The organism is Flavobacterium weaverense (assembly GCF_003688495.1).
Lineage (GTDB): Bacteria > Bacteroidota > Bacteroidia > Flavobacteriales > Flavobacteriaceae > Flavobacterium > Flavobacterium weaverense.
The window spans coordinates 97,958-124,942 of record NZ_REFH01000011.1 but is presented as its reverse complement, the minus strand read 5'-3'; the positions used below and the strand labels follow the sequence as shown (position 1 = coordinate 124,942).

22 protein-coding genes and 2 pseudogenes are annotated in these 26,985 nt (G+C 31.4%); 18 read left to right on the top strand and 6 right to left on the bottom strand.

The features are described 5' to 3' along the window. Nucleotides 1-4 precede the first annotated feature (4 nt). A complete protein-coding gene (locus BC961_RS12735; protein ID WP_121926238.1) occupies nucleotides 5-1,567 on the bottom strand; it encodes a hypothetical protein in 1,563 nt (520 codons plus the stop codon). 416 nt (nucleotides 1,568-1,983) lie between these two features. Between BC961_RS12735 and BC961_RS12730 the strand changes: the two genes are divergently transcribed. The 3 genes from BC961_RS12730 (at nucleotide 1,984) to BC961_RS12720 (ending at nucleotide 4,756) form a co-directional block, all read left to right on the top strand. Next, complete coding sequence (locus tag BC961_RS12730; protein WP_121926237.1) at nucleotides 1,984-2,664, top strand: hypothetical protein; 681 nt, start codon at nucleotides 1,984-1,986, stop codon at nucleotides 2,662-2,664. Between the two features lie 504 nt (nucleotides 2,665-3,168). Next, nucleotides 3,169-3,750: a Crp/Fnr family transcriptional regulator gene (locus tag BC961_RS12725; RefSeq protein ID WP_121926236.1), complete on the top strand. Its 582-nt coding sequence runs from the start codon at nucleotides 3,169-3,171 to the stop codon at nucleotides 3,748-3,750. A gap of 61 nt (nucleotides 3,751-3,811) precedes the next feature. Beyond that, a complete protein-coding gene (locus BC961_RS12720) occupies nucleotides 3,812-4,756 on the top strand; it encodes a ketopantoate reductase family protein (protein ID WP_121926235.1) in 945 nt (314 codons plus the stop codon). A 213-nt stretch (nucleotides 4,757-4,969) separates the two neighbouring features. On the opposite strand, the pseudogene BC961_RS14990 reads toward BC961_RS12720, so the two are convergent. Next, nucleotides 4,970-5,419, bottom strand: a pseudogene (locus BC961_RS14990) (transposase); the annotation flags it as partial. Nucleotides 5,420-6,284: 865 nt separating this feature from the next. Here BC961_RS14990 and BC961_RS12710 point away from each other — a divergent pair. The 5 genes from BC961_RS12710 (at nucleotide 6,285) to BC961_RS12680 (ending at nucleotide 13,149) form a co-directional block, all read left to right on the top strand. Continuing rightward, nucleotides 6,285-6,866 carry a TetR/AcrR family transcriptional regulator gene (locus BC961_RS12710; protein ID WP_121926234.1) on the top strand — a complete coding sequence of 194 codons (582 nt, stop codon included), beginning with the start codon at nucleotides 6,285-6,287 and terminating at the stop codon, nucleotides 6,864-6,866. Nucleotides 6,867-6,915: 49 nt separating this feature from the next. Continuing rightward, nucleotides 6,916-7,707, top strand: coding sequence for an SDR family NAD(P)-dependent oxidoreductase (locus BC961_RS12705; protein WP_121926233.1), 792 nt, complete (start codon nucleotides 6,916-6,918; stop codon nucleotides 7,705-7,707). An 847-nt stretch (nucleotides 7,708-8,554) separates the two neighbouring features. Beyond that, complete coding sequence (locus tag BC961_RS12690) at nucleotides 8,555-9,601, top strand: MBL fold metallo-hydrolase (protein WP_245980936.1); 1,047 nt, start codon at nucleotides 8,555-8,557, stop codon at nucleotides 9,599-9,601. A gap of 759 nt (nucleotides 9,602-10,360) precedes the next feature. Next, nucleotides 10,361-12,007, top strand: coding sequence for a serine hydrolase domain-containing protein (locus BC961_RS12685; RefSeq protein WP_121926229.1), 1,647 nt, complete (start codon nucleotides 10,361-10,363; stop codon nucleotides 12,005-12,007). A gap of 518 nt (nucleotides 12,008-12,525) precedes the next feature. After that, the gene (locus BC961_RS12680; protein ID WP_121926228.1) at nucleotides 12,526-13,149 is read left to right on the top strand and encodes a CatB-related O-acetyltransferase; all 624 of its coding nucleotides are present in this window, start codon (nucleotides 12,526-12,528) and stop codon (nucleotides 13,147-13,149) included. Between the two features lie 207 nt (nucleotides 13,150-13,356). On the opposite strand, the pseudogene BC961_RS12675 reads toward BC961_RS12680, so the two are convergent. After that, nucleotides 13,357-13,863: pseudogene (locus BC961_RS12675) on the bottom strand (IS91 family transposase); the annotation flags it as partial. A gap of 68 nt (nucleotides 13,864-13,931) precedes the next feature. Beyond that, nucleotides 13,932-14,549, bottom strand: coding sequence for a TetR/AcrR family transcriptional regulator (locus BC961_RS12670; RefSeq protein ID WP_121926333.1), 618 nt, complete (start codon nucleotides 14,547-14,549; stop codon nucleotides 13,932-13,934). Nucleotides 14,550-14,694: 145 nt separating this feature from the next. On the opposite strand from BC961_RS12670, the gene BC961_RS12665 reads away from it, so the two are divergent. The 7 genes from BC961_RS12665 (at nucleotide 14,695) to BC961_RS12630 (ending at nucleotide 20,942) form a co-directional block, all read left to right on the top strand. Next, on the top strand, nucleotides 14,695-15,363 hold the full coding sequence (locus tag BC961_RS12665) for a hypothetical protein (protein WP_121926227.1): 669 nt from the start codon (nucleotides 14,695-14,697) through the stop codon (nucleotides 15,361-15,363). Between the two features lie 306 nt (nucleotides 15,364-15,669). Then, complete coding sequence (locus tag BC961_RS12655; RefSeq protein ID WP_147440544.1) at nucleotides 15,670-16,161, top strand: hypothetical protein; 492 nt, start codon at nucleotides 15,670-15,672, stop codon at nucleotides 16,159-16,161. A gap of 87 nt (nucleotides 16,162-16,248) precedes the next feature. Further along, nucleotides 16,249-16,965, top strand: a complete 717-nt coding sequence (locus tag BC961_RS12650) for an SDR family NAD(P)-dependent oxidoreductase (RefSeq protein ID WP_121926224.1) — start codon at nucleotides 16,249-16,251, stop codon at nucleotides 16,963-16,965. A 1,169-nt stretch (nucleotides 16,966-18,134) separates the two neighbouring features. Next, nucleotides 18,135-18,593 carry a hypothetical protein gene (locus tag BC961_RS12645; RefSeq protein ID WP_121926223.1) on the top strand — a complete coding sequence of 153 codons (459 nt, stop codon included), beginning with the start codon at nucleotides 18,135-18,137 and terminating at the stop codon, nucleotides 18,591-18,593. A gap of 418 nt (nucleotides 18,594-19,011) precedes the next feature. After that, nucleotides 19,012-19,434, top strand: a complete 423-nt coding sequence (locus tag BC961_RS12640; protein WP_121926332.1) for a VOC family protein — start codon at nucleotides 19,012-19,014, stop codon at nucleotides 19,432-19,434. A gap of 34 nt (nucleotides 19,435-19,468) precedes the next feature. Continuing rightward, nucleotides 19,469-19,861, top strand: a complete 393-nt coding sequence (locus BC961_RS12635) for a VOC family protein (RefSeq protein WP_121926222.1) — start codon at nucleotides 19,469-19,471, stop codon at nucleotides 19,859-19,861. A 394-nt stretch (nucleotides 19,862-20,255) separates the two neighbouring features. After that, entirely contained in the window at nucleotides 20,256-20,942 is a 687-nt protein-coding gene (locus BC961_RS12630) for an alpha/beta hydrolase (RefSeq protein WP_245980935.1), read from the top strand. Between the two features lie 499 nt (nucleotides 20,943-21,441). Here the strand turns inward: BC961_RS12630 and BC961_RS12625 are convergent, their stop codons facing one another. Beyond that, complete coding sequence (locus tag BC961_RS12625) at nucleotides 21,442-21,618, bottom strand: histone H1 (protein ID WP_121926221.1); 177 nt, start codon at nucleotides 21,616-21,618, stop codon at nucleotides 21,442-21,444. Between the two features lie 88 nt (nucleotides 21,619-21,706). Then, the gene (locus tag BC961_RS12620) at nucleotides 21,707-23,386 is read right to left on the bottom strand and encodes an AraC family transcriptional regulator (RefSeq protein ID WP_121926220.1); all 1,680 of its coding nucleotides are present in this window, start codon (nucleotides 23,384-23,386) and stop codon (nucleotides 21,707-21,709) included. Nucleotides 23,387-23,717: 331 nt separating this feature from the next. On the opposite strand from BC961_RS12620, the gene BC961_RS12615 reads away from it, so the two are divergent. From BC961_RS12615 to BC961_RS12605, 3 genes are all read left to right on the top strand, one after another. Beyond that, nucleotides 23,718-24,413, top strand: a complete 696-nt coding sequence (locus BC961_RS12615) for a hypothetical protein (protein ID WP_121926219.1) — start codon at nucleotides 23,718-23,720, stop codon at nucleotides 24,411-24,413. 304 nt (nucleotides 24,414-24,717) lie between these two features. After that, nucleotides 24,718-25,602, top strand: a complete 885-nt coding sequence (locus BC961_RS12610; protein WP_121926218.1) for a helix-turn-helix domain-containing protein — start codon at nucleotides 24,718-24,720, stop codon at nucleotides 25,600-25,602. 50 nt (nucleotides 25,603-25,652) lie between these two features. After that, nucleotides 25,653-26,855: a hypothetical protein gene (locus BC961_RS12605; RefSeq protein ID WP_121926217.1), complete on the top strand. Its 1,203-nt coding sequence runs from the start codon at nucleotides 25,653-25,655 to the stop codon at nucleotides 26,853-26,855. The last annotated feature ends 130 nt before the right edge of the window (nucleotides 26,856-26,985 follow it).

The window sequence follows — 26,985 nt, the reverse complement described above, 5'->3', positions numbered from 1 at the left end:
ATATTTATGATATATTGGTTAAATCTATTGAACTTAAAAAAACATTTTCATCAGCTAATAAAAAATCTAAAATTGGTATTAACTCTGCACAATAATTAGTAGCGTTGGTAGGTATTCCAACTGCATTATAGTTGTGAATTATTTGTTGTAATTGATCCATTTTAAAATTTTCGAATGTTCTTTTCATTCCTTGGTTTTTAATTAATTTTATGAAATTTTTGTGCAACTCATCAAAATTAGTTGAAGGATAAGGTATATTTTTTTTATCTCGATATGCTGACTGAAAGTGATTTGATTTTGGTAATTTATTTTTAGAACTATAGTGTGTGTGTTCAACAATGTATTTTAAAGTACATTCATAAACAATCCTTACCAAGGCAAGTTTTGCAATAGGATTCTGAATTGCAGGAAGTCCATAGCATTCAGATATTCTATTTCTAACTCCTGCTGGTATTTTTTTTCGCACTATAGTGGGCTTAGTTTTGGTACTTCCTCTTTTTCCTGAATTTTTAACAGCACTTAAAGAATTATTATTTTTGTCCTCATTTGTGGTTGACCCATTATTATAACTTTTTTCAATATCTGTTTTGTCTTCATAATTTTCGTTGGAGTTTACATTTTCGTTTTCCGTAGCGCATTTCCCAGCAGTATGCTTAATAGATTCGCCAGTAGAAATTAGATCAGAATTATCAGATTTAGCCACTTCTATATCTTGTTTGTCTTCATCTGATTCTATAAAAAAGTAGTCAAATCCATAAGGTTTAAGTCTACTCATAAAGTCTTCTTTCTCTCCATCTATTGTGTCTGTTTTTATTTCATAGCCTAAATCGGATTCTAATAAGTTAATCAGTGAGAGAATATATGATTTAAATTTCGTTTCATCATGAATCGAAATTTCAAAACTTGGTTTGGCTTTAAATTTATATCCGCACTTGTCAGAATACTTAAAAAGTCTTTCAAAAATAATAGTTCTTCCTCCTGTTCTTCCTCTCCCTCTAGTTAATAGCTTTTTTAAACTATCTTCACCATATATGACTGCTGCTTTGTAAAAACTTGCAAGTTTTATTAATTGTCCTGGTTGAGAATCTAATTCGCTCATTAATTTGAGGTCTGTTCCAGATTTAAACAGTTTGTAAACCTCTATTGCCTGAGCTATTCTTTCCCAACTTCTAAAAGTATTATTAGCGTGTTCTAAAAAAATTCTTTTATTAAGATCTTCTTCATCATCATATACAATAATTGGTACTTCTTCAATAATCGTTTTGGGTAAATCAATAGCGAACTTTCCAGGAAGTTGTAAAGCTTTTACTGCAGCACATCTTCTGTTTCCATCTTTTACAATATACTCATGTCCTTTTTTTAAAACCCAAAGTGGTCTATCTGAATAAAATTCATCTGCAGCTATTATAGACTTAGCTACTTCAATTCCAGCCTCATTATCTAATAAATACTGAATGAGATTATCCTCTGATCCATTTCCGACATATAGCTCTGCAAATCTTGGATTGTTAATGTCCAAGGTGAGTTCTTCTACATTCTTATATTCTATATCTCTTGTTGCTTTCATGTATTTATTAGTATTTATTAACTTGGATTAAAATAAGTAAATTAAATCTTATTTAATGATTTTACAAAAAATATATATACCTTTCGTAATTAAAGTCCCTTCGAGCGGCATATACTGTTAATAATCTATACTTGCGAAAATTGATCAATGCTTCATAAGAGTTGGTATTAGGTTTATTGCAATCGGAGTGCAATCGAAGGTTGGAAACCTATCCCTAACCGCCGGATATGTTAGTTCTTAATCAAGTTGTGGACACGGAATTACATTTCGTGTCCACAACTAAACGCATAAAAAATGCCCTAATATACATTAGAGCATCTTTAATCTTTTACTTGATTACATTTCTACGAAAGAAAGAGGCTTGACCAAGTCTATATTTGGTAAATTTACAAATAAATATCGAACGTGCAACACATATGAAAAAAGAATTACGTTACAAGTATTTTTCGAGGCCAAGATATAATAGGTATTTGGCTGCAACAGCAAATAACAATGATAGAGCAAAAAGGCTATATAATGCAAATATAAGGTTAGCACAAGCATTTCATCCTATTCTAAGTCAGTTCGAAGTAATTTTAAGAAACAGTCTCTGCTTAAAAATGGCAACTCATTTTGCAGATCCTGATTGGATAATAAATCAAAAATCCGGATTTATGAGTCATCATTCTTTAAATAGTTCATATTATTATTTGAAAACATCTATACGAAAGACAGAAAACAAATTAAATAGGCGCGCTATACCAATTACGAATGGTAAAATAATTTCAGACCAAACTTTTGGGTTTTGGATTGCTTTTTTTCTGCCACATCATTACGCGTTAGTTAGCGGACAGCCTATACATATTTTCCCATATAAACCAGCTACTGAAGATAGAGCAAGTATATATTCAAAGTTAGATGATTTAAGAAGTTTTCGAAATCGAGTGAATCACTGTGAACCAATCTGTTTTCAAACGCATAATATTGATTGTTCTGAAGCAATTCAAATAAGGACGAAACTTTACAATCTTGTTGAATGGATAAATCCTGATTTAATTCCATTTTTGAAATCTATTGATAATACGCAAAGTAAAATAGATCAAATTATGAATATATAGAGGGGAGGTAACGACTAAGCCTTCGTTGGGCTTGAAAAGCCAACAATAAAGCAACGGTAGAACTGAACCGGTCATAAATCCATTGCTATAGAGTTATCGTAAATTTATAAGTGTCCCAAGTAGTCGGGATCAAGAGGCTGGATTGCATCCTTTTTCACGACATTCATATTAAAGAACAGTAGCGCTAAATTTTGAGAAAAACTTTGGTTTCGATGCTCGGGCGTCACACTATTTTGATGGTTTGAACTGAAAAATCTAAAGATGCGAATGATACAGCTTCTACAAAAGCATCTGTAAATCGAATAGGATTTTCTTGTGAAATACTGTCTTCTAATCCCGAAGTGCCGGGAGAAAAGACCTCCTGATTGCGCGGTATTCCTGTGATATGTTACATCATTTAATATACAACTATTCTTCCTTTTACTAAAATAATTTGACTATTTTTGAAAGAATTAAACGGAAGTTTTTTCATAGACTGACGTTGTGTATAACTAAAAAAAATAAATGTGTAAATTGATTCTAAATAATTATTTTCATTCATTATTTCCTATTCAAAAAGAAATTGTTGAAAAAATCACAGAATCATTTTGTGATTTTACATTAAATAAAAACACCATTTTAATTAACAAAGATACAATCAGCATTAAAACATATTTTTTACAAAAAGGATATGTACGTTCCTATATTTTAAATGAAAATAATGAAGAAGTCACAACAAATATTTATTCAGCACCTTGTTTTGTAAACGACTTTTTATCATTTTTCAAAAAGCAACCAACAAAAGAAATTTATAAAACTATAACAGATTGTTATTTTTGGGAAACAGATTTAGAAAATGTACAAGCAAATTTTCATAATATCGCAGAATTCAGAGAGTTTAGTAGGCTTTTATTTGTTATAAATTATTCTAAACTAAACGATAGGTTAATTGAAATGGTAAGTCAAAAAGCAGAAACAAGATATTTAAATCTTTTAAATCATCAGCCTCATATATTTCAACAGGTTTCTCTTAAAATTATAGCATCTTATTTGGGAGTTACAGATAGCACATTGAGTAGGATTAGAAAAGAAATTAGCAAAATATGATTTCTTGTCATTTATCAAGTTCTTATTCCTTAGCTCATTTGTATTTTTGTAAAAAATAAAAATGAATAAAAAAAATATCATGATTGTTGGTCTAGGTGGAGTTGGTGGTTATTTTGGCTTTAAAATTAACCAAATCAATGAAATAGATAAACAAAACCACATATCGTTTATTGCAAGGAATGATACCTATAAAATAGTCCTAGAACAAGGATTAACACTACTTTCAGAAGAACATAAAAATAGCGTTACTAAACCCGATACTATTTATCAAAATATTTCAGATGTTAAAAACCCTGATTTAATATTTATTTGCGTAAAAGAATATGATTTAGAGAATGTGTGCACCCAATTAACCAAAATTATCACAAAAAATACAGTTTTATTTCCGATGATGAATGGAGCAGATATTTATGATAGAATTCGTGAAATAATACCTAACAACACCATTTTACCTTCTTGTGTTTATGTAGCATCGCACATAAAAGAAAAAGGAATTGTTGAACATAAAGGAAAACCAGGAAAACTAATTTTTGGTAAAGATCCAAAACATAATTCTGAAAATATTAATTGGATAATTGATTTAATAGATAAAAGCAAAATTAGTTTTGAATTTAAAGAAAACTCTTTAGTTGATATCTGGACAAAATTTATTTTTATAGCAAGTTTTGGTTTAGTTACTGCAAAATATAATTCTTCTATAGGAGCAGTTTGCTCAAATGAATCTCAAAGAAAAGAAGCAATAAAAATAATGGAAGAAATAAAATCAATTGCTGATAAAAAAGGTATTTATTTACAAGATGATATTATTTCTAAAACATTTGAAAAAGCAAGCACATTTCCTATAGGAACCCCAACTTCTTTGCAGCTTGATGTAAACTCTGGTAAAGAAAACAATGAATTAGAATTATTTGCAGGTGCAATTATTAAATTTGGAAAAGAAATGAATATTGGAACAATTTTTACTGAATGTTTGTATCAAGAAATTAAAGCTACACAAAACAACTAAAGCTTTGTTGGGCTTAAAAAGCGAATAATGAAGCCAGGGTTGAACGGAACCGATTACATGCCGTCAACACTATGGAGTTATCGTAAAATGAGTAGAGAGATTATAAGAGGCTAAAACGCCTCTTTTTTTTTGTAGTATAAACAGAATGGTTTTTATAGTGATTTCCTTCACTTTAAGCTTCGGGATTGGGCATAAAACCCCTTACCCATAAAGTTAGCTCTTACAGGGATTTGAACTTTGGCTACTGCCAAGATACCAAGCAGGCGGACCACGCTGATGAAAAAGCTATCCGATGTAAACTGCCTTTTTAACAGCAAGGACATTTGGGCAAAAAAGGTTTTTTCTCTACCTTTTCTAGCACTTTTACGTGTAGTTGTTCTTGTAAAATCTCTAGTTTCTCCCGTTTCCAAGTGCTACTCAAATAGCGATATTGTCGGATTTTACAAAACGTTAAGGCAAAATATGCAACGTAAACCTTCGGATAAATTCTGCGTGAGTAAGTGTCATTTTTTTTTTGAATCCGTTTTGATGGTAATCTTTGTAGCAAAAAGTTACGTTTTGATCGTCTAAACTTTGGATTTGGTTGTTGCTAACGGCTATTTTATGGGTATATCTTCCTAAGCATTCCACCACTGATTTTGGACTTCCAAGTGGCTGGCGCGAGCTTGATTGCTGAGTAACGCTATTACGAACGTGCCCCGCGTAAAGAAAAACATAGGTAGAAAAATTTAATATAATATTATTTAGATTTTAAAAAATAATACGAAAAAAGGGTATGGTTTATATTGTGCGCACGAGCGGGATGCTTTCAATAGCAGGGGATTTGCAAATATTGTAATTTAATGAATGTCAACATTTGTATTTTGTCTTGCAGTGCTAAATCAACGCAAGCAGTACTGAATTTTATTTGTTCCAAACATTCAATAAAACTAAGAATCCAATTAACATCGTCAAACTAATCTGGAACTTTTATGCCATGAAAAAGTAACATACTTTTAATATGTGTCTTGGTTTGTTGCAGTTTTTTGGTAATTTGGGCTCTATGGCTTGCCAATGTCAGAAACGGTTTCTGCTCTTTCCAGAGAATATATAATGCTTTAAGGACAAGTACTTTTAATTGGTTCAACAAATTTTTAAACCCAAAGCTTCTGTTTTTTGATACTTTTCCTTATCGTGTGTCTTTGTATCGGCAGGTTTAACTACCAAAATAACCCTATCAAAGTTTAAAAAATTAGATGCTGTCTACAATCCACAAAAAAACAGTTTCATGGACTAAATTTACTTCGTGATCAGGAAATGTCTTCTCAACATACTGCCACAAATTTTCAGCAACAAAAGACATTAAATAGCAATAGCGGAACTAACGTCTTCTAAAGCATCTTCTTTTTAGCAAAAAATACTCTTCTCCAATTTACCCCAACCGCACTAAAAGCCAAGAATTTACAGTTGTTATAAGAAATAAAACAAAACAAAATTATTGCTTTCAATATTTTTTTTCTATTTTTGTATCAATCATTACAAAAAAAACATGAAAGGACGTCCAAACATATTTAAAGACAATGAGATCATTTTAAAAGCCCAAGAGATATTTTGGAAAAAAGGATACAGTGCCACATCTTTATTTGACCTTAGTAAAGCCACAGGTGCCGGAGCGGGAACCTTATATAATAAATTTAAGGGCGGAAAAAAAGAACTATTTAAAAAATCACTTCAACAACGAAAAGAAGATTTAAATAAATTTAAAGTAAAACTAGAGAATAGTGATAATCCAATTATACTTATTAAAGAATTTTTCATTTCTGTAGCAACTGAGTCACGAGAGCATCATTTGAGAGGATGTATTGTCGCCAATACAATAGTTGAAATGACTTTTGTAGATGATGATCTAGAAAATGAAGCTATTGAAATTTTAAAAGAAACAGAAAAATTATACACCAAAACTATTCTTAAAGAGCAAAAAAAAGGAAATTTGAAGTCAGAAATTCCTGCTGGTGTCTTAGGAAAATATTTAATTACTGTTTGGTGTGGCATCAATTCGCTACGGAGAATTTATCCAGAAAAGGAAATTTTAAGGATCCAAATTGAACTACAACTAAAAATAATCAATTGATTTTTTTTTTTTTTGGTTATTTATTTAATGAACATTACAATTAACAAATATGGATTTAAAATTAAAAGGAAAAAGCGCTTTTATTAGCGGTTCAACTCAAGGAATTGGTTTCGCTATTGCTCAACAGTTATTAGCGGAAGGAGTTAGCGTGACTATTAACGGAAGACAAAAGTTAAAGACAGAACAAGCAAAGGATAAATTACAAAATCAATTTCCTGATGCGGATATTTCGGCAATATTTGCTGATTTCACAAACAAAGATGACATTGAAAATCTACTTCAAAAATTAACAGATATAGATATATTGATAAACAATGTAGGAATCTTTGAAATTGAAGAATTTCAAAATATTCAAGACAAGGATTGGTACAAATATTTTGAGATAAATGTAATGAGTTCTGTTCGACTGTCTCGACACTTCTTGCCAGGAATGCAAAATAGAAATTGGGGACGTATTATTTTTATTAGTAGCGAATCTGGTGTAAATGTACCTGAAAATATGATTCATTACGGAATGACAAAAGCAGCTATTTCTGCAATAGCAAACGGAATATCTAAATTGACTAAAGGCACAGAGATTACAGTCAATACAATTTTGGCAGGACCAACATATTCTGATGGCGTTTCAAAAGTGGTTGAACAAATTGCAGGAGCTCAAAATATTGAAATTGAACAGATGAAAAATGCAATTATTCAGCAATCTAATCCACACTTATTAATCCAACGATTTATTGCACCTAATGAAATTGCAAATCTAGCATCGTACTTATCGAGTCCTTTATCTATCGCTACTAACGGAGCTTCTTTAAGAGCAGATTCAGGGGCTTTAAAAATAATTTAAGTATCAATGGTAGGGTAGCATTTAGGTGCTGGCTGGGCTTGAAAAGCCATCACCTAAGTGACAGCGAACGGCTGAACTAAAGAACCCTGTTGGAAATTCGCTAAAAATATTGATTTTGTCATTAGTTACTTTGAGCCAACAAATCACAAAAAAAAGTTGGGAATCTAATGTCTCAGGGAACACAAAACATTGTTAAGTCTTGCGAACAAAACGAAATAAAACAATTTGTATAACTGAGTGGATTTGTGCAATCGGATAGTGAAAATTTGTCAATATTGAATAGATTAGCAATTAAATTATTGCGTATTTATTACAAGCAATCGTATGAAGATAATGTAATTGCTGAGTCCTCAATTCAGAAAAGTAAATTGGATTATTATTAGGGCAGTTGCATTAACTTCTAAAATTCCAAAAAATGAATACAGAGCGGGTTTTGACATTAAAGCTAGTCCCTTTGATGCATTAACCTATGGTGATTGTGCTAAATGTTTATTAGTTGCAATAGATGATACTAAATGGACAATCGCAATTGTTTATTTTAAAAAAAAATAATAAAAAATGATATATGTTTTCAAAACAACAGTAACTTCTGAGATTCAAATACAAAACCTCAAAAAACATTTTGACAAGATACTGCAAAATGCGAAATGGAATTTTGACCTTGAAGACTGCGACAATATTTTAAGAATAGACAGCCAAACAGATATTAGAAAAATTATAATTAAGGAACTTAATAGCAATGGGGTATTCTGCGAAGAATTACAGTAAAATGAAACTTATAAAACTAACAATAATAATTTTATTTACAATAATTCTTACATTTTTAACTATATTAACAGTTTATATTATGTTCAATTCAAAATTTGGCAGAGCGCCAAAAGGAGAGAGATTAGAAAAAATAAAACAATCCCCAAATTTTAGAGGAGGCAGTTTTAAAAATATCTCTTCCACACCATTTGTAACTGAAGGTTATTCAATGGCAAGTGTTGCTTATGATTTCATTTTTACAAAATTTCCAAGAACCGAGCCATCAGACACAATTCCAGCGATAAAAAACAATTTGAAAAATTTACCAATTACTGAAAATGTTCTAATTTGGTTTGGGCATTCATCTTATTACATTCAGTTAAGTGGTAAACGATTTCTAATTGACCCAGTTTTTAGCGGTAATGCTTCGCCAATGCCAAACTCAAACAAATCATTTAAGGGTACAGACATTTATTCAGCAGATGATATTCCAGAAATTGACTACTTAATTATCACTCACGACCATTATGACCATTTAGATTATGAAACAATTTTAAAATTAAAACCGAAAATAAAGAATATCGTTTGTGGCCTGGGAGTTGGAGAACATTTTGAATATTGGAATTTTGACACTTCAAAAATTATTGAAAAAGAGTGGAATGAAGAAATACAAATAGCCGATAATTTTACTTTACATACAGCAACTGCGCGCCATTTTTCAGGTCGTTTATTTTCAAGAAATAATACACTTTGGATGTCTTATATTTTACAAGTAGAAGATTTTAAAATATACATAGGTGGCGATAGTGGGTACGATAGTCATTTTGCAGAATTAGGTAAAAAATTTAATGGTTTTGATTTAGTAATACTTGAAAATGGACAGTACAATAAGGCGTGGCACGAAATTCATATGTTGCCCGAAGAAGTTTTGAAAGCAGCACAGGACCTGAAAGCAAAACGAATATTTCCAGTACACTCTTCTAAATTCAAATTGGCATTTCATCCTTGGGACGAGCCGCTAATAAATATTAGTGAACTAAATAAAAAAAAATATCATTTACAATTAACAACACCTATAATTGGAGAAATAGTTAATCTTTACGACAACAATCAAGTATTTTCGCAATGGTGGATAGACGTAAAGTAAACACTGCCGGCCAATTATAGCTAAGGGTCCTCTGTAAAGCAATAAAATTATTAATAACTTTTTTAAGGGGGTGATAGATGGGTAATTTTCGATTATAGAATATAGTTGCAATTAATTGCTGGAAATGTTGCAAACAAATTTTGTCCAATTAATTCGAGAACTTTACGAATTGAAACAAAGAGTTTATATAAGTTTTTCAATCCTGATTCATTGTCTTTTTTCAAAATTTGAAACACTATCGTAATTAGTAATTATCGTGCTCAACAGAATAGCGGTCCTAAATTTCTAACACATTCTTCGTTGAAGTTCCTAGAATTTATTAGAACTTCTTAGACAATTTAGATAACCATGTAAATATTTTTTAAGAAACAGTTTAGTATCAAATCTAAGACGCATATCGGATTTGATCGTTTGAACCGAAATACCTAGGAGGTCTAAAGACAACGAGTCTACATAAGCCTCTATAAACCGAATAGGGTTTTCTGAGGAAATAGTGACTTATAATCTAAAAGATTCAGGACGAAAAGACCAATTAACCGTAAGGGATTCCTGTGACGTGCTTAATAATTGAACATACAAATTTTCTTGGTTAAAATAAAATATTTTATATATTTTTGAAAGAACGCAATTCATGTTTTTTCAATAACTGCCATTTTAAAAAAAGGAGAGAATTCAAGAAAGTTGGTAACAAATTGTAATTAATTTATACTTATTAGAATCAAATAAAAATCATCAATCATCAATCATCAATCAAAATCAATGAAATTAAAAGTCACAACCATCGCTTTAAGTCTTTTGACTTACTTAAGTGCATCTGCGCAAAAAAACGAATTTGTAAAACAGGATAGTATTTTTCATCCAATACATAATTCAAACATTGGCAAAGTTACATTTATGTCACAAACAATTGCAATCGAAAATTTTACGCAAACAGACTTTTTACAAACATTTGAACTCAAGGAAAAAACTGATTTGAACATTCGAGTTTTTTTAAGTAAATCTTTGACAAATAACCTTCATTTATTATCACCAAATTCAACTGCTGAGGAATTAACAAAAAATGGAAATTATCAATTTACATTTTATGTCGATAGCAAAAAAATTTATGTTGAAAATTTAAATATTGGAGCCGGAAGTACAGAAAGCAAAAATCAAAGAACACTTTTTAGAGTTCCGTTAATCAGTTCAACTAATGAAGATTCTTGGGGAAAATTTCTTTGGTATAGATTTTTTGGAAATGGCGGACAAGATGCACTTACAGAAGGAGAACATATTCTTCAAATTGAAATCAGACCATATTTAAAGTTAACTGAAGTTATAACAGGAAATGTTATTGCTGAAGGAAAATTGAAGATAATCGTACCTGAAATAAAAATTAACGAACAACTTGTTAAAGTTCAAAATATTAAACCAACGAAAGATTGGCAGATTTCATCTGATAAAATTGATTATGCTAAACTAGAGGAATTGAATAGAAAGATTGTAAAACAAACGTTTAAAAATGTTACAAGTATAGTTGCGATAAAGGACGGAAAAATTTTAATTGAAGAATATTTCAATGGCGCAAATAGAAAAACGCTTCACGACACACGTTCTGTTGGGAAATCATTTGCTTCAACTCTTTTAGGAATTGCAATAAATGACAAATACATAAAAAGTGAAACCCAAACTTTAAAAGATTTTTATAATTTGAAATCTTTTAAAAATTATTCTATATCAAAAGATAGTATAACGTTAAAAAGTTTACTTACAATGAGTTCGACTTTTGAAGGTTCCGATATGAATTCTGAATCAATTGGTCACGAAGAAAATATGTATCCTACTAAAAATTGGGTTGATTTTACATTAAATCTTCCAGTTGATGAAACAAAGCAACTATATAAACAATGGGATTATTTTACAGCAGGTTGTATAGTTTTGGGTGATATAATTGATAAATCTGTACCAAATGGTTTAGAAAAATATGCTGACAAGAATTTATTTCGTCCATTAAATATAAAAAAATACAAATGGCAATTTACACCGCAAAAAGTAGCAAATACGGCAGGAAGTTTACAATTGTGTTCATTAGATTATGCCAAATACGGACAATTATACAAAAACCAAGGAGCTTGGCACGGAAAACAAATTTTATCACAAGAATGGATAACAAAAAGTTTGTCACATCAAATGACAATATCGGAAGATGAATTTTATGGATATCTATTTTGGAATAAGACCTACAAAATAAATGGTTTAGATTATGAAGTTTACTACTCTAGCGGTAATGGTGGAAATAGAATTTTTATTTTCAAAAACCAGCCTATCGTAATTGTAATTACTTCGACAGCATACAATACGCCATACGGAGAAAAACAAATTGAAAAAATTATGCAGGAATATTTAATAGAATCAGTAACGAAATAGAAAAAGTGGGAGTTAATAGGTAAGTATTCGATGGGCTTTAAAAGCTAACAATGAACCCACCAGTTGAAACTCCGCAAATGTTGGGGATATTGGAACCGATTGCATATCTTCGATATTATGGAGTTAAATTTAAGGTTATTGCTGAATATCAAGAGGATTTAAAGTCATCTTTTTCTTTGCAGCATAATCTAAGTAGGTTCTATCGTAATTTCACCCTCTCGAATCTTCGATATTGGTCATAAAATACCTTACTCATAATGTTAATATTTATAGGGAATTCAACTTATAAACCGATTAGGATTTTCTGATGAAATAGTGTCTTCTAATCTCGAAGCTTCTGGAGAAAAACACGTCTCATTGCTCGGTATTACTGTGATGCGTTGTTAACGCATACAACTTTTCTTCCTTTTAGTGAAATAATTTGACTATTTTTGAAAGAATAAAGCGGAAGTTTTTTCACAGACTAACGTTGTGCGACCCTTTCGGAAATCGTACTGAAAAATGAAAAATTTAACTACATGAAAACACCAAATAAAGACATAAAATTTCCTCTTGAAAATTACGAAAGACTTTGTTTTTTAAAAAATATAATTATAAATCCAAATATAATTGTTGGCGATTTTACTTATTATGATGACTTTAAAAATGTAGCTAATTTTGAAAAAAATGTTAAATATCATTTTGATTTCATCGGTGATAAATTAATAATTGGGAAGTTTTGTATGATTGCTTCTGATGTAAAATTCATAATGAATGGAGCTAATCATTTATCAAAATCAATTAGTTCATTTCCTTTTGCAATATTTGGTGAAGATTGGAAAGATGCAATGAATGGAAAAGCATATCCGAATAAAGGAAATACTGAAATTGGAAATGATGTTTGGATAGGATTTAATGCGACAATAATGCCAGGAATAAAAATTGGAGATGGCGCAATAATTGCAAGTAATTCTACTATAACTAAAGATGTTGAACCATACTCAATTGTTGGTGGAAATCCAGCAAAAGAAATAAAAAAAAGATTTAGTAAAGAACAAATTGAGAAACTTTTGAAAATCGGTTGGTGGAATTGGGATATTGAAAAGATTACTCAAAACATACAGAATTTGACAAATGAAAATATTGATGCTTTAGAAATCTAGTAAATAAAATAGCGATCGCAGAAGAGCTCGTTGGGCTTGAAAAGTCAACAATGAACCCGCTATTGAATCCGCCACGGCGGACAAGCTGGAACAGCTCTACATCCATCCCTTATGGGGTTTACGATACATGAGTAAGAATAATTTCAAGAGGCTAAAACGCCTCTTTTTTTTGCAGTATAAACATAATGGTTTTTATAGTGACTTCCTTCACTCCAAGCTTCGAGATTGGGCATAAAATCCGTTACCCATAAAGTTAATTTTTGGGGTCCCGATAGCTATCGGGAGAACTTTGGCTATGCCAAGATACCATCCCGACGCTTCGGGAGGCGGACCACGCTGGTCAAAAACCGCTATTCGGTGTAAATTACCCGTTTTGCAACAAGGACATTTGGGTAAAAAAGCTTTTTTTTCTACTTTCTCTAGCAGTTTTACCTTCAGTTTTTCTTGTAAAATCTTTAATTTATCCCGCTTCCAAGTACTACTTAAAAAGCCATAATGGCGGATTTTGACAAAACGTTTGGGCAAAATATGCAACGCAAATCGTCGGATAAATTCTGCGTGAGTAAGTGTCATTTGTTTTTTGAACCCGTTTTGCCTGTAATCTTTATAGCTAAAAGTCACGTTTTGATCGTCAATACTTTGGATTCGGTTGTTGCTGATGGCTATTTTATGGGTATATCTTCCTAAATATTCTACTACTGATTTAGGGCAACCAAGAACATAAAACAATATTAGACAAGCGAATATGTATGACCTCATTATTTACATTTATAGTGAATAACTTATAATATTTCCAGTACTAAACGAATTGCATTTTTAATTCTTTTCATTCCTTCTGGCTCATTAATATCAATGCCACAAAAAAGAGTATCAGTTGATTTAGCATGTAATACCATGTAATAAATGCCAGCAACTAATAGTGCAGTTACGGCTCTTATATCTTTATTTTTATATTGCTCATCAGCTAATTCAAAAATTTTTGAACCAAGACGTTCTCTGTCTTCGCAAACTTCATACATAATTTTTGATTTTTCACTTATTTCCCATAAAATGAGCTTTTGCATTTCAGTACTATTATAAAAATAATGCAATTGGTTTTGTAATAAACTTTCAATTATTTCTTTAGAATTAAGGCTCTTTTTCTCTTCAATTATTTTGCTAAAATCTCCAGAAGCTTCCGTCCAATAATCCTTATTTCTAACATAAGTTTCTATCAAATCATCTAATGAATCAAAATACATAGTAATAAGACGACGGCTTAATCCTGCAGTTTTAGAAATATTTGTAGCAGTTAACCCAGCATAACCTTTAGTTTTTAATACTTCACCAACCGCATTTATGAGTTTTTGCTTTGATCGCTCTTTATCGTTTGTTTCACCCTGGTAAACTTTTTTAGCCATAACACTTAGTTGTACATTAATAAAAAAAATAAAAACCATTTTATATGCCAAAAATAGCTTCTTTTAGTCAAATTACGAATTTTTCTTATAATTTTCCCAATAGTGGGAATTTTTAGTATATTTGAAAATTAAAATATAAAAGTATATGAAAAAAATTATAGTATTAGTTCTGTCAGCTTTGTTTTTTGTTTCCTGTGTAAACGATTATTCCTTTCCGAAAACTGAAAATATAACCAAAGGCACAAAATGGAATCTTCGAATTGGAAGTAGTCCTATGGAAGTGTATAAGCAACTCCAAGATTTAGGAATTGAGAAAAATTTTGATGCTGTTAATGTAAACTACAGACTGCCATACAGCAAACCAGAAGATATAAAAAGCGATCTGAGTTTGTATAGATCGATTACTATAGATGCGCCATCAGAACGTATTGAACGTGTTCTAATTCAATTTGACCAAAACAAGGTAGAAGCGATAGAAAAAGGTGGAGGACTTTTAGATCCTATTACAAAATGGCCAGAGAATATGTCCGACCAAAACACAATTAATTTAAATGACCCTATTGATGGTATCCAACAGAAATTAGTAGCTATTTATCAAAACCCAACTTATGAAAATTATAAAATTACTTTATCTAATAAATGGCTTCAAAAAGCTTTTGATCCTGATATGAGTAATTTTAAGGAATGGTCTTTTACTTTTTCTACTGATGTAAGTTCTTCAAAAGGCGGAAGATCAGATGTTACTCTATATTTCAAGAACGGTAAATTAATTAAAATTAGAAATACTTATGAAGAATTTGAGATTGTATATTAAATTATAAAGAAAAAATGTAGTTCAACAAGAAGTGGTCAGTTTTAGTCTATTCACAAAGATTCTTGCATACCTTCTAGATGGTTTGTATTGGCTAACTATGATGACTTATCACGTAACTAACTGTACAAAATAAGGTTGATTACATAATTGATTAATAAAACCTTAAATTATAAAATTAAGTAAAATGAAATATAACAACCTACTTATCGGATTATTCATATCAATTGGATTAATCTCGTGCCATAACGATGAAAGTTCAATTTATGATGAACAGATATTAAAATCTTATGAATTAATTTCAATACAATGGAAATTGAACGCAACCGACGGACAAAGTATAGTAGAAAAAAAATTCCCGAATTTTATTTTCAAAATGATACTGATACAACTATGGAAATAATTATTGAGCCACTTAAGCATAAACAAGGCAGTTCAATATTCAAATTTAATGACTCGATATCATTTACAAAACTTAATCACAAGAAGGTTAGCGTTTCTATTACAAAAGAACTGAGTCTATTATCTGAAAATTACAGTTATCTAGAAGGAGGAGTTGAAGTACCTTTAACACAAGAAGAATCGTTTTTTCCATTTTCTGATTATGCTAAACTTTCCCTTATGCTTAATCCAAGAAATACATTAACTACAAATTACACCCTTTTTCTCAGAAAAAATAAAGCCAGTTTTTTGGCAACGTTCAGAGAAAAATCATCAGGGCATATTATAGAATTAACGGGTAATTGGACAGGCTTATTTTTCGATAATTTAACAGGAGAATCTGTGATAAATGAAATTTAGATATGTAAAATAGGTAAAAACAATAATAGAATAGAACATAAATTGAAAAAACAAAATCCTAACAATAAAACAATTGATAAGTTATAAATGAAAAAAGCAATAATTATAGGTGCAACATCAGGAATTGGAAGAGGACTTGCGAAAATTTTAGTTAATAATAATTATAAAGTTGGTATTACAGGAAGAAGAACTGAATTACTTAACGAATTGAAAGCAGAACATCCAAACTCATACTGTACTCAAAATTTGGATATTACAAATACGACGATAATAGTTGAAAAATTAGAAAAATTATTAACTGAACTTGGTGGTCTTGACTTATTAATTATTAGTTCAGGAACAGGAGATTTAAATGAAAAACTTGACTTTGAAATCGAAAACCGAACAATTGAAACTAACGTAATTGGATTTACTTGTGTTGCAAATTGGGCTTTTAATTATTTTGAAAACCAAAAATCAGGACATTTAGTTGCAATAAGCTCCGTCGGTGGACTTCGTGGAAGTAGTATTGCGCCAGCATATAATTCAACAAAAGCCTATCAAATAAATTATTTGGAAGGATTAAGACAAAAGGCATCGAAACTAAAAACTAAAATTTCTATAACTGATGTAAGACCAGGTTTTGTTGATACAAATATGGCAAAAGGAGAAGGACAATTTTGGGTTTCTACAGTTGAAAAAGCTACCCAACAAATTTTTGATGCAATAAAGAATAAAAAGAAAATTGTGTACGTCACAAAACGTTGGAGATTAATTGCAATAATTTTAAAACGAATACCGATGCAAATTTATGACAGAATGTAAAAGTTAAAAAAGTAACTAAAACTACAACAACGAAAAAATAAAGAATCAACTAAATAAATAGCCGTCTCGCAACAGGTGAGTTTGAAAAGCCAACAATAAAGCCGAGGTTGAATCCGCGACGACGGACAAGCTGGAAACCATTACATGGCGTCATCACTATGGAGTTATCGTAAAGTATATTTAAGAATGTCAAGAGGGGAAAACGCCTCTTTTTTTTGCTGTTTAATTAGAGAGGTTTTTTTCGTGATTCCCTTAAATAATTGAACAAAATAAATGATACTTAAAAGCATATACAAAAACGAACTTGATTATGTGGTATAATCGTATCTTCTAAACTCCAGATGTCATTTGCTCCTGCATGATCAGGTGTTTTTTTTAGTCGTTTGTAATTGGTTCGAGAGTATTAATTCCGGTTGAAGTAGGAGGCAATTAAAGACTGTTTACTCTATTTTAGAATCAATTTTATCTTTTCCAGTAATATAGGGAATCTATCTTCTATAACTAATGGCGGTATCTGCATTGCTAAAATTTCATTGGCTTGCGGATAGCTAAGAAATACCATGAGGCAACAACTATTTAAAGTCTAATTTGTTAACTTTTTTTCTTTGTACTATCTATTACTCCAGCATATTTTGAACGATTCAGTAGTTGGCTAACTTCAGCTTTGGCTCATATTTAAATTTACCGCTATAGTATTACGATACCAGGAGATATCTCCCAAAGCTATTATTTTGAGAAGTACAACTATATCTTGTGGTTTTAAAGTATATTTTAGTTGTGTCATATTGATGGGTAAAACGCATTTTGTCCTATGGAATATTAGATGATATTAATTTAGTAAACCAATGATTAACTGTACATATCGCTAATCGCAATATGCGATATGTAAAAATATAGTTGTTTACTAAAAAGATTACAATAATTTAGTTATGCGGAACTTCTTTACTGCAGGTGGATAAATTACATTAATAATCTATTTTTCAAAATTCCTACAACAAAATTCCTAAGTATAAATAACATTTCAAAATAAAGTTATGGCACAAATAAATCCTTACATTCATTTTAACGGAAATGCAGAAGAAGCAATTACATTAATATAATCCTTCCTGCTTAAATTCAGAATAAATGTTTAAATTTAAATTTTAAAAAAGTTTTAAACGAGAAAAATCATGAATAAAATCGCTAAATATAGAGAACAACTATTGTGCTTTTTAGAAAATGAGGAAGAACCTGATATCATATGGGATTGGGTTGAAAAACAACCCGTTCTTGATCAGCCAGATATTTTTAGAGAACTTAAAACTATTTTTAAAGAAAAAAATACACAAACAGACACTAAATATAACTACGAAATAAATGACAACTTCGACTGTTTTATCGAAGAATTTGAAGATTCTATTCTTGATGAAAAACTTGCCGAAAACCTATATATTACTGAAATACAAAGAGTTTTTAGTGACACTGAAAAAGTAAAGGAGTTCTTAACTTTCACTAGAAAAGCCTTAATTAATAGTATACTTACAAACGATGGTAATAATGAAATCACGTGGGTTTTAGTCCATCAAACAATAAAGGCAGAAAAAGAATCGGGCGTTTACGACCCAGACAATTGGAGTGCTATTATGTGATGGTAAATCACAAAAAAATGTTCTAATATTCCGGCAAGCCACGATATAATTATCACAAACTAAAGCTGGATAATCGACAAACTCTCCGAAGTGTATTTGTTCCTTCGACCGCGCGGATATATGGCTACGATAGGTCGCATTCTTTCCATGCCCAAAGAGATGTCTCGTGAAAAGTTGTATTGTAATCCCGAAACTTAGGGACGGAAAGACCATCTAACTTCTCGTTATTCCTGTGATATGATGCAGTATTATTCAGAAAAATTTGCTTCCTTTTATTTTATATCAAGTATTATATTTGAAGAAGAAAACGCAAGTTTGTTCAAAGGCTCACGTTTGCTGCCATTGTATCCTACCGCACAACAGACAACGAACGAACAAGGAAAACCTAATTTATATTTGCAACATATATAATATGACAATGGAAAAACAAATTTACTCTTGCCTTTGGTTTGACGCAAATTCGAAAGCAGCGGCAGACTATTATTGTACAGTTTTTCAGAACTCAAAAATAATTTCAGAAAATCCAATGGTGGTTATTTTTGAATTGAACAATACAAAATTTATGGCTCTAAATGGTGGACCACAATACAAATTTTCTGCGGCAACTTCACATGTAATCGAGTGCGAAACACAGGAAGAAATCGACCATTATTGGACGGAATTAGGCAAAGACGGAAAACATAGTCAATGTGGTTGGCTTGATGATAAGTTTGGTGTTACGTGGCAAATTATTCCTTCAATTTTAGGACAACTAATGGCTGACCAAGAAAAAGCACCAAGAGTAATTCAGGCATTTATGAAAATGACAAAATTTGATATTGAAACTCTAAAGAACGCTTGATAAAAATAAATTAAAAATCTAAAAAATAATTATTATGGCACAAATCAATCCGTACATTAACTTCAACGGAAATACCGAAGAAGCATTTACATTTTACAAATCAGTATTTGGCGGAGAGTTTGCGAGGATTACTCGATTTGGCGATATGCCGAATTCTAATATTCCAGAATCCGAAAATAATAAAATAATGCATATTGCTTTGCCTATTGGTAAAAATGTTTTAATGGGTAATGATGTTCCGGAATTTATGGGGCGAGTTAATGAAAATGAAAACAGGTCTAAGATAGCTATAAGTGCTGAAAGTAAAGAAGAAGCGGATCATTTATACAACGGACTTTCAGTAGGCGGACAAATTGAGATGCCAATTGCGGATAGCCTTTGGGGTTCCTATTTCGCAATGTTTAGAGACAAATACGGAATAGAATGAACAGTTGATTTTGATCCAAAATATAACGGAAAAATAGAGAAATAAAACCAACGAACAGCTTTCAACCAAAGATTTGTTGGGTGTGAAAATAATACAATGAGCCCGCGCTTGAACAGCCGTTACCATCTTTAAGGAAGAACGCCTTAGAAATTGCAAAAACTATAAAATTGTCTAAAAATATTTAAATATACGAGTACTCAGGATCAAGAGGTAAGAATGTCTCTTTTTTTTCGCAGTAAAATTAGTGTGGTAGTTATTGTGTTTTCCTTTAAATATATTTTAGTAAAATTAATAAAATTACTGCTGTAATGCATTTTTCTGAACTATAGAAATACATTTGAATACGCATTTGTATAGTAATGTACCGCGATTAACAAAAATTAAAACAGAAAATATGAAATTTATTTATTGTAATTTATTAATGTCAATTCTCTTTGTAAGTTGTGCAATTTCTTCACAAAAGAAAGACTGGATTCCATCTCATGATGAGTTTACAATAGAATCCAAACAAGTTGGAGAAAAAAGAAATATTAATGTTTGGACGCCGCCCGAATATAAAACAAGCGCTAATCCTTTACCTGTAATGTACATGGCTGACGGTGGAATAATAGATGAGGATTTTCCACATATTGCAAATACACTTGCTGAACTTATAAAATCTAAAAGTATTCCGCCAATGATTTTAGTAGGAATAGAAAATACGCAGCGTAGAAGAGATTTAACAGGTTTTACTGAAGTTGAAAAAGATAAAGAAATTGCACCAATTGTTGGTGGTTCAGAAAAGTTTAGGGCATTTATTCAGGAAGAACTTTTTCCTGAAATAAATAAACGATATAGAACAACAAATGAAAAAAGTATTATTGGCGAATCATTGTCAGGACTTTTTGTTTTCGAAACTTTCCTATTGACACCAGATATGTTTGACAATTACATTGCATTTGATCCTTCATTATGGTGGAATGATCATTCTTTAGTAAAGACAGCTAAACAACACTTAGTAAACTTTCCTAAAACTGAAAAAAGAATTTGGTTCGCAGCTTCAAGTGCAGAAGATATTTCAACTTTTACGAAAGAATTGTAAGAAATATTAGTTAATGAAAATATAGCTACATTAAGGTGGAATTATGTGCCTGAACCGAAAGAAGGCCATAATACGATTTTTAGGGCTGCAAAAGTAAAAGCAATAAAATGGACATTTGGAAAAAAATAAAACTAATACCAACAGCTAAGCGTTCCTATGTAAAGCAATGGAAATATAGTTGAGCCCAGGCTCTACAAAAGTAATGCATGTGCAATTTCTCTAATTAATGGATTTAATAAAGACATTTATGGAATAGGTGAGTAGTAATTTCACGAAGTTTATTCTTGAATTTGTCCTGTTCAATTTCCGAATTAAACACAACATCATTTGTTTTTACATTTTAATATCTAATTTTAGTATGGGATGAAAACGTGGGTAACGCACAAATTGCATGCTAAAATAGAATAACTGTATTATGGACATAATCTAAAAGCAAAAAAATAAACATAAAAAAACCTCGCTTAAGTTATTTTAAACAAGGCTTGTTCTACAAATGATATTACTTTTTAGATTGCTCCACAGAGATTTTTCTAAACTCCTTTAATTGTTTCTCAAGCTCCAATGTTGCTTTACGAGCTCTAGGTCCTGCTGCTTTAACCCCTTTTTCTACGAGAGATTGAGATTCTGTTTTAAAGGTTTCAAACTCAGCATTAATTTTTTGGATAAGATCTTTCATGATAGGTTTCTATTAAGTTAAGAAGTAAAAATAGTGATTTAGTCTTTAGCTCAGCTACATAACGGGTAAAATTGGAGTAGTTTCTTCTTTATAGTACCGCATTTGCCTCTTCTTTTGTAAGTTCTTCAATAAAATAGGGAGTAGGCATGCCAGTTCTGGCTTTAAATGCTGTCGCAAATCGTTGAGTAGAACTAAATCCAATTTCTTCTGCCAATGCCGCATTTTTGTATTTATGTAGCCCTTTAGAATTTTTGAACGCCTCGATCAGGTAATCTATTTTAAGATCATTAATGTACGTTATGAATTTTTTATGGCGGAAGTGAAATATAACTAGAGAAAGGTATTTTGTATTGGAATTAAAAGTAGCTGCTAACTTTACTAAAGTGATGTCCTTTTCTAGGAAATTCTTTGCCTTTTCCCATTCATCTAGTTGGTTTACTAATTCACTAACTGCCGAATCATTCATATCTTCGATGCCAGAGAGTAATGTTTTAGTGTATTCTTTTTTGGGTTGCGGATCTATACTCATCAATGCGTCGTAATTTTTTTTGTACAGCTTTTTGATTTTAAAATTGCGATAGCTCACGAAAACTAACATCAAGAATATGAATGTGCCAACGAGCACGAAAATTAAGTTTTTAGATTTTTGCCCATTTTCCAGTTGCTTTAGTTTTTGGTTTTCAGACAAAATGGTTTTGTTATCATACTCCTTATTAATCTTAGAGACAAGATAATTATTGGTTTCGCGTAATGCAGCTTCTGCTTTAAGTAATTGGTCTATGTAATACAAATGCAATTTGTCCTCTTTCTTTGTTTTATAGTAGTTGATTAATAGCACATAGGCCTCTAGCAAATCCTTTCGCATAAATTGAGTGCTATTTAAAATCTGGTCCACTTTAATAAAATAGGGGATAGCGGCAGATTCTTTTTTAAGTTCCAAATAACTTTTACCAATGTAAAAGCTTCCTACGGACTCATTAGCAAAATCATTGTTATTTTGTATCTCGGGGATAGTACTCTTTAGATTATCAATAGCCTTCTGATAATTTTTTAGAAAATATTGATTCACACCTTCGGAATGCTTAAAATAAGTTGCCATTTGAGGAAGAGCACGTTTGTTGCTTTCTTTGATTCCTTCTTCGTTAGTCTGAGTACACATGCCGTAATTTCCTATTTTATTATAAGAAAGTCCTAAAGAGTGAAGGGAATTGAGATAAGGTCTGTCGTGATTCTTTTTATAATTTCTTACACATTCTCTCAGTAAAACGATGGCTTCGTCATAAAACCCCATGGTGTTTTTTAGCTGTGCAATGTTGTATTTCACTTTATGAATGAGATATTGATCATTTGTTTTACTGATATGCTCGTTAGCAATCAAATAATCATCAAGCGCTTCTTTGTGTTTTTTGTCTGCAAAAGAAACGATTCCTTTAGTTAAAAAAGCACTTCCTATAATTGCGTTGTCTTTAGACTTTTTTGCCGCAAATACCATGCTGTCAGCGTAAACAGAACGCAATGATGCTGGGGACTGGTGCATTATGTTTTGATAGCCATTTTTTAGTTCCTCCCAGTTGCGTTCCCTTTTTGCTTTTTTGATGTAAGTATAAAGGTAAACAGCAGCTTTACTACTGTCATTTCTAAAATGATCAATTCGGTTTTCCAAATAACGGAAATCTCTTTTTTGAATGGAATCCGGAATTATTAAAGAGGTGTTCTGCGATTTCATCCACATGGGACCAATTAAAACTAAAATGAAAAATTTCTTCATAAGTGCATCAATTAAATTTGGGGATAGCGGCGAATTATTCCTTTTGTTTTAATTAGTAGGTACTAGAATATTCTCACCATAGTATATTTCAAAAATAATATAATCTACTGATAAATAGAGTTTTATTATAAGAAAAGTAGTGTGGATTTCGTGAAAATCCATACTTAATTCGTGAATATCCACTACCAAAGTGTTGTACGGTATTTTTTGAGCACATAGATTTGTAAGGAATTCAAAAGCAAAAAGTTTAGCATCGTGCTAAATAAAGGTTCTGCTTACCCGGGTAAATGAACGGAGAAATTATTCTCAGTCACATTTATAATTAGTAATTATGAAAAATTTATTTTTAGGTTTGTTTGTTATTTTGGTAATGATTTCCTGTTCTTCAGAAGAGTATGGAATGACTGCTGTAGAAAGTAATGGTATTTCTGCTCAAGCAAGCAGAGTGAAACAATTGGGACCCGCCAATGATGCTAATCCTTATGATGAAGTTGGGAAAAGATATGGTAAATGGCTTGCAGACTACTATCAGATTCATGGAAATTTTAAAACTATTCAAGATTTGACTGCTCAGGTAAATTATGTGGGAGCAAAGTTGAAGGTACACGATGTAATTGGTAAAAGTAACATTTTGGTATCTGAAGACGGTATTACTGTCAGCGTAAGTAATCCTGAAAACACGGTTACTTCAACACTTGCAACGAGCACATTAAGCGAGACGGCAAAAAGTAGTTTAGTCAGTTTCTTTGTCTCTCTCATTCAAAATAAAGAAGCAGAGTACAGCTTATTGTATGATTTCATTGTCGCATATGAAGCGGATATATTAGACTCTACCAATCTAACAGTTCAAGAGCTGGAAACGATTTTAGGGATTACCTCAGTAACCAGATATGCACTTGATGCCGAAGGAGGCCATAAGGATCGAGATTGGGAAATTTCTGTGGGAAACAAAAAAGTACCGTCAAAATTTAATCCTTTTCAGGCGTCCCTAATTTCAGTAATCGTTCATCTGCGTTTTTACCTATAATAGGAGAATCTCATTATATTAATAAATGATCTTTTACTGATGAAACTTCGCATTTACTTTTTTTTAGTGTTGGTCATTTTTAACCTCATTAGTCTCTATTTCATTATAGATTTATTAAGCTATGATGAAATAGTTGGCTATTGGATTGATGGTCGAAGGAAAAATGCCAGTACTCAATTCATAGGTTATTTATTGTTTGTTGGAACCCTGTCTAATCTGTATTTTTTCTTCTTGATTGTTATCGCAAAATTAGACAGTAAAGATTAGTCCAACTTTATTTTTCTAGCGGTCTTAATTATTTTAAATGAGTGAACTTATGTTAACGACTTTATTAAATATTGATTTAGATGAACTTCCCGTTAAAGGTTTGGATGTTCATATTCTAAAAGACTGTATACTCAAGAAACAGTCGCATGAGGCCTTCTTTATAAGGAATACAGTCGTACTACTTATAAAATCAGGCAGTCTAAGAGTTTCTTTTCAAGATGTCTTATTGGAGCTGTTCGCTCATGATTTAGTCGTGCTTTCAAAGGGAGCGACTTTAGCAATATTAGGTACAGATCCTCAGTTAAAACTTTTCTACCTTTCATTCAGTACAACCTTTGCGATAGAAAATTGTAATAAGCAAGCCCTTCTTGATGCTTTCTATTTTCTTAGTAGTAAAAATATTGGAAAGGTCAGTTTAGATCTTAAAAGTTCTTTAATCGTATCGCTAATCTATAAGTTAATGTATCAAGTAAATAGTGATACAGCAATTCAGCATGTAGCAACCGAATTACAGCGTATTAGTTTTAACCTCTTTTTGTATGAACTTCGCTGTATTTATGGGCAATTTGTGAGTGATTATCACCTGAATTTTACAAGAAACGAAAATTTGACTATTCAGTTTTTAAATATTCTAGCGATTCATTTTAATGAGCAGCACAGCGTACAATTTTACGCGGGTGTTTTACATGTAACAGCTGGGTATCTGAACAAGGTGGTCAAGCAGACTACAGGTAAACCGGTAAAGAAAATTATTGAAGAAACCCTTGTCATGGAAGCAAAAAACAGGCTTGATGACGACCAAATTACTATAAATCGTTTATCAGAAGAGTTGGGATTTAACAGTCCTTCTTCGTTTAGCACCTTTTTCAAAAAGCATGTTGGAATAGCACCGTCAGCATACCGTAGTAGTTTAAGCAAGTAGATTTATCGCTCCCTTAATTAATTGTTTTTCACAACCAATAAAACAATTCTATGATACAAACAAAATACCCCTTAGAATGGTTCGATTGTTTAATAGTGCAGGAACTTAACCCCAGGAGTGGCGTACTACAATCTATCTCAATTGCTGAAAGTAAGGAACTGGTTACTCATATTCAAAAGGAATCTCGTAGGATTCAAATACAAATCAAAGAAGAAGTTTTTTCTGTTCGAAAAAAGAGACAGTTTCGGCTTTTGGTTCGAAAATACCACTCGAGTTTTATTTATCTTTTAGATTGTACTATCGAAAACCAACAACATGAGCATTTTCAAGAACCCCATCTTCGTCATATTGGAGTAACAATTACATCCGTTTTAGAAGATTTAATATCGTTTGTCGAAAATCGATTTTATAAATATCTTAGTCTGGATGTACGTGTTCCGATCACCTATCAAATAGTCTCGAAAAGAGAAATACTGGCCAAGTTGGACAGGTTTAAACGCAACATTGTAATGTCTTCTGATACGGAACAACCTTTGCAACTAGTTATGACAAAACTGTATCAAAAAGTACTATCAGAGCACAGCAATAAGAGCACCTATAGGGAATTAGTCTATAGAAAGGAATTATTGAATGCCTTAGCTAACGATACGCTAGAACTTGTACAAAGCAGTACGTATTCGGTAGCAGATGAAATACTCATATGTTTTAATTTTAATTGTCAGGAATACAGTTCTTATATTAAGAATAGGATTATGCTCCAGCTCGATCACTATACTACAGTTGGAGAAAAGTTGGCCGCTATATTACTTATTTACAAAGAATTTGGGCAGCTCTATTGCAAGCCCAAAAGAATGTTTGACCCTCAAGAGCCTCATTTGAAAGAGGTTTTATATACTTGGTTTCAACATGAAATTCGCTACCTGGAACAGCAAATAAAAACCAAAGAAGAAGCTATTATCGTTACAGCTCCTCAAAGTGACATAACAGTAATCGATTCCAATCTTAAAATGGAATGTGATTTATCGTGTGATCAGATTGCTCTTATTTTGAGGGCTGCGGATGAATCTCGTGTCGTAAAAGCCCGTTCGATGAGTCAGGTATTTAAAAGTATTGTTCCTTATTTATCTACTCCGTTTAAAAAAGAGTTGTCCTATCAATCTGTAAGGAGCAAGTCTTATAATGCTGAAGACCGTGACAAGGCAGTTGCCATTAAGACGCTGGAGAAGATGATTACTAAAATTAACGGCTACTAAATCTTATTATATAAAATAGATTATATAGCACTTTTAATCAGGGGTACTAAAGGGTACAACTTAAAGTTGTACTTGTGAGCAAAGTTAACTAATTGTTCTTTTGACTTATGAAATCAAACATCAATTTTTT

Coding starts and splice junctions, on each gene's coding strand:
- BC961_RS12730 (WP_121926237.1), top strand. CDS start 1,984: ATGAAAAAAGAATTACGTTACAAGTATTTTTCGAGGCCAAGATATAAT.
- BC961_RS12625 (WP_121926221.1), bottom strand. CDS start 21,618: ATGAAAGATCTTATCCAAAAAATTAATGCTGAGTTTGAAACCTTTAAA.
- BC961_RS12685 (WP_121926229.1), top strand. CDS start 10,361: ATGAAATTAAAAGTCACAACCATCGCTTTAAGTCTTTTGACTTACTTA.
- BC961_RS12655 (WP_147440544.1), top strand. CDS start 15,670: ATGGAAATTGAACGCAACCGACGGACAAAGTATAGTAGAAAAAAAATT.
- BC961_RS12710 (WP_121926234.1), top strand. CDS start 6,285: ATGAAAGGACGTCCAAACATATTTAAAGACAATGAGATCATTTTAAAA.
- BC961_RS12615 (WP_121926219.1), top strand. CDS start 23,718: ATGAAAAATTTATTTTTAGGTTTGTTTGTTATTTTGGTAATGATTTCC.
- BC961_RS12705 (WP_121926233.1), top strand. CDS start 6,916: ATGGATTTAAAATTAAAAGGAAAAAGCGCTTTTATTAGCGGTTCAACT.
- BC961_RS12665 (WP_121926227.1), top strand. CDS start 14,695: ATGAAAAAAATTATAGTATTAGTTCTGTCAGCTTTGTTTTTTGTTTCC.
- BC961_RS12690 (WP_245980936.1), top strand. CDS start 8,555: ATGTTCAATTCAAAATTTGGCAGAGCGCCAAAAGGAGAGAGATTAGAA.
- BC961_RS12725 (WP_121926236.1), top strand. CDS start 3,169: ATGTGTAAATTGATTCTAAATAATTATTTTCATTCATTATTTCCTATT.
- BC961_RS12720 (WP_121926235.1), top strand. CDS start 3,812: ATGAATAAAAAAAATATCATGATTGTTGGTCTAGGTGGAGTTGGTGGT.
- BC961_RS12650 (WP_121926224.1), top strand. CDS start 16,249: ATGAAAAAAGCAATAATTATAGGTGCAACATCAGGAATTGGAAGAGGA.
- BC961_RS12645 (WP_121926223.1), top strand. CDS start 18,135: ATGAATAAAATCGCTAAATATAGAGAACAACTATTGTGCTTTTTAGAA.
- BC961_RS12735 (WP_121926238.1), bottom strand. CDS start 1,567: ATGAAAGCAACAAGAGATATAGAATATAAGAATGTAGAAGAACTCACC.
- BC961_RS12670 (WP_121926333.1), bottom strand. CDS start 14,549: ATGGCTAAAAAAGTTTACCAGGGTGAAACAAACGATAAAGAGCGATCA.
- BC961_RS12630 (WP_245980935.1), top strand. CDS start 20,256: ATGAAATTTATTTATTGTAATTTATTAATGTCAATTCTCTTTGTAAGT.
- BC961_RS12610 (WP_121926218.1), top strand. CDS start 24,718: ATGAGTGAACTTATGTTAACGACTTTATTAAATATTGATTTAGATGAA.
- BC961_RS12635 (WP_121926222.1), top strand. CDS start 19,469: ATGGCACAAATCAATCCGTACATTAACTTCAACGGAAATACCGAAGAA.
- BC961_RS12620 (WP_121926220.1), bottom strand. CDS start 23,386: ATGAAGAAATTTTTCATTTTAGTTTTAATTGGTCCCATGTGGATGAAA.
- BC961_RS12680 (WP_121926228.1), top strand. CDS start 12,526: ATGAAAACACCAAATAAAGACATAAAATTTCCTCTTGAAAATTACGAA.
- BC961_RS12640 (WP_121926332.1), top strand. CDS start 19,012: ATGGAAAAACAAATTTACTCTTGCCTTTGGTTTGACGCAAATTCGAAA.
- BC961_RS12605 (WP_121926217.1), top strand. CDS start 25,653: ATGATACAAACAAAATACCCCTTAGAATGGTTCGATTGTTTAATAGTG.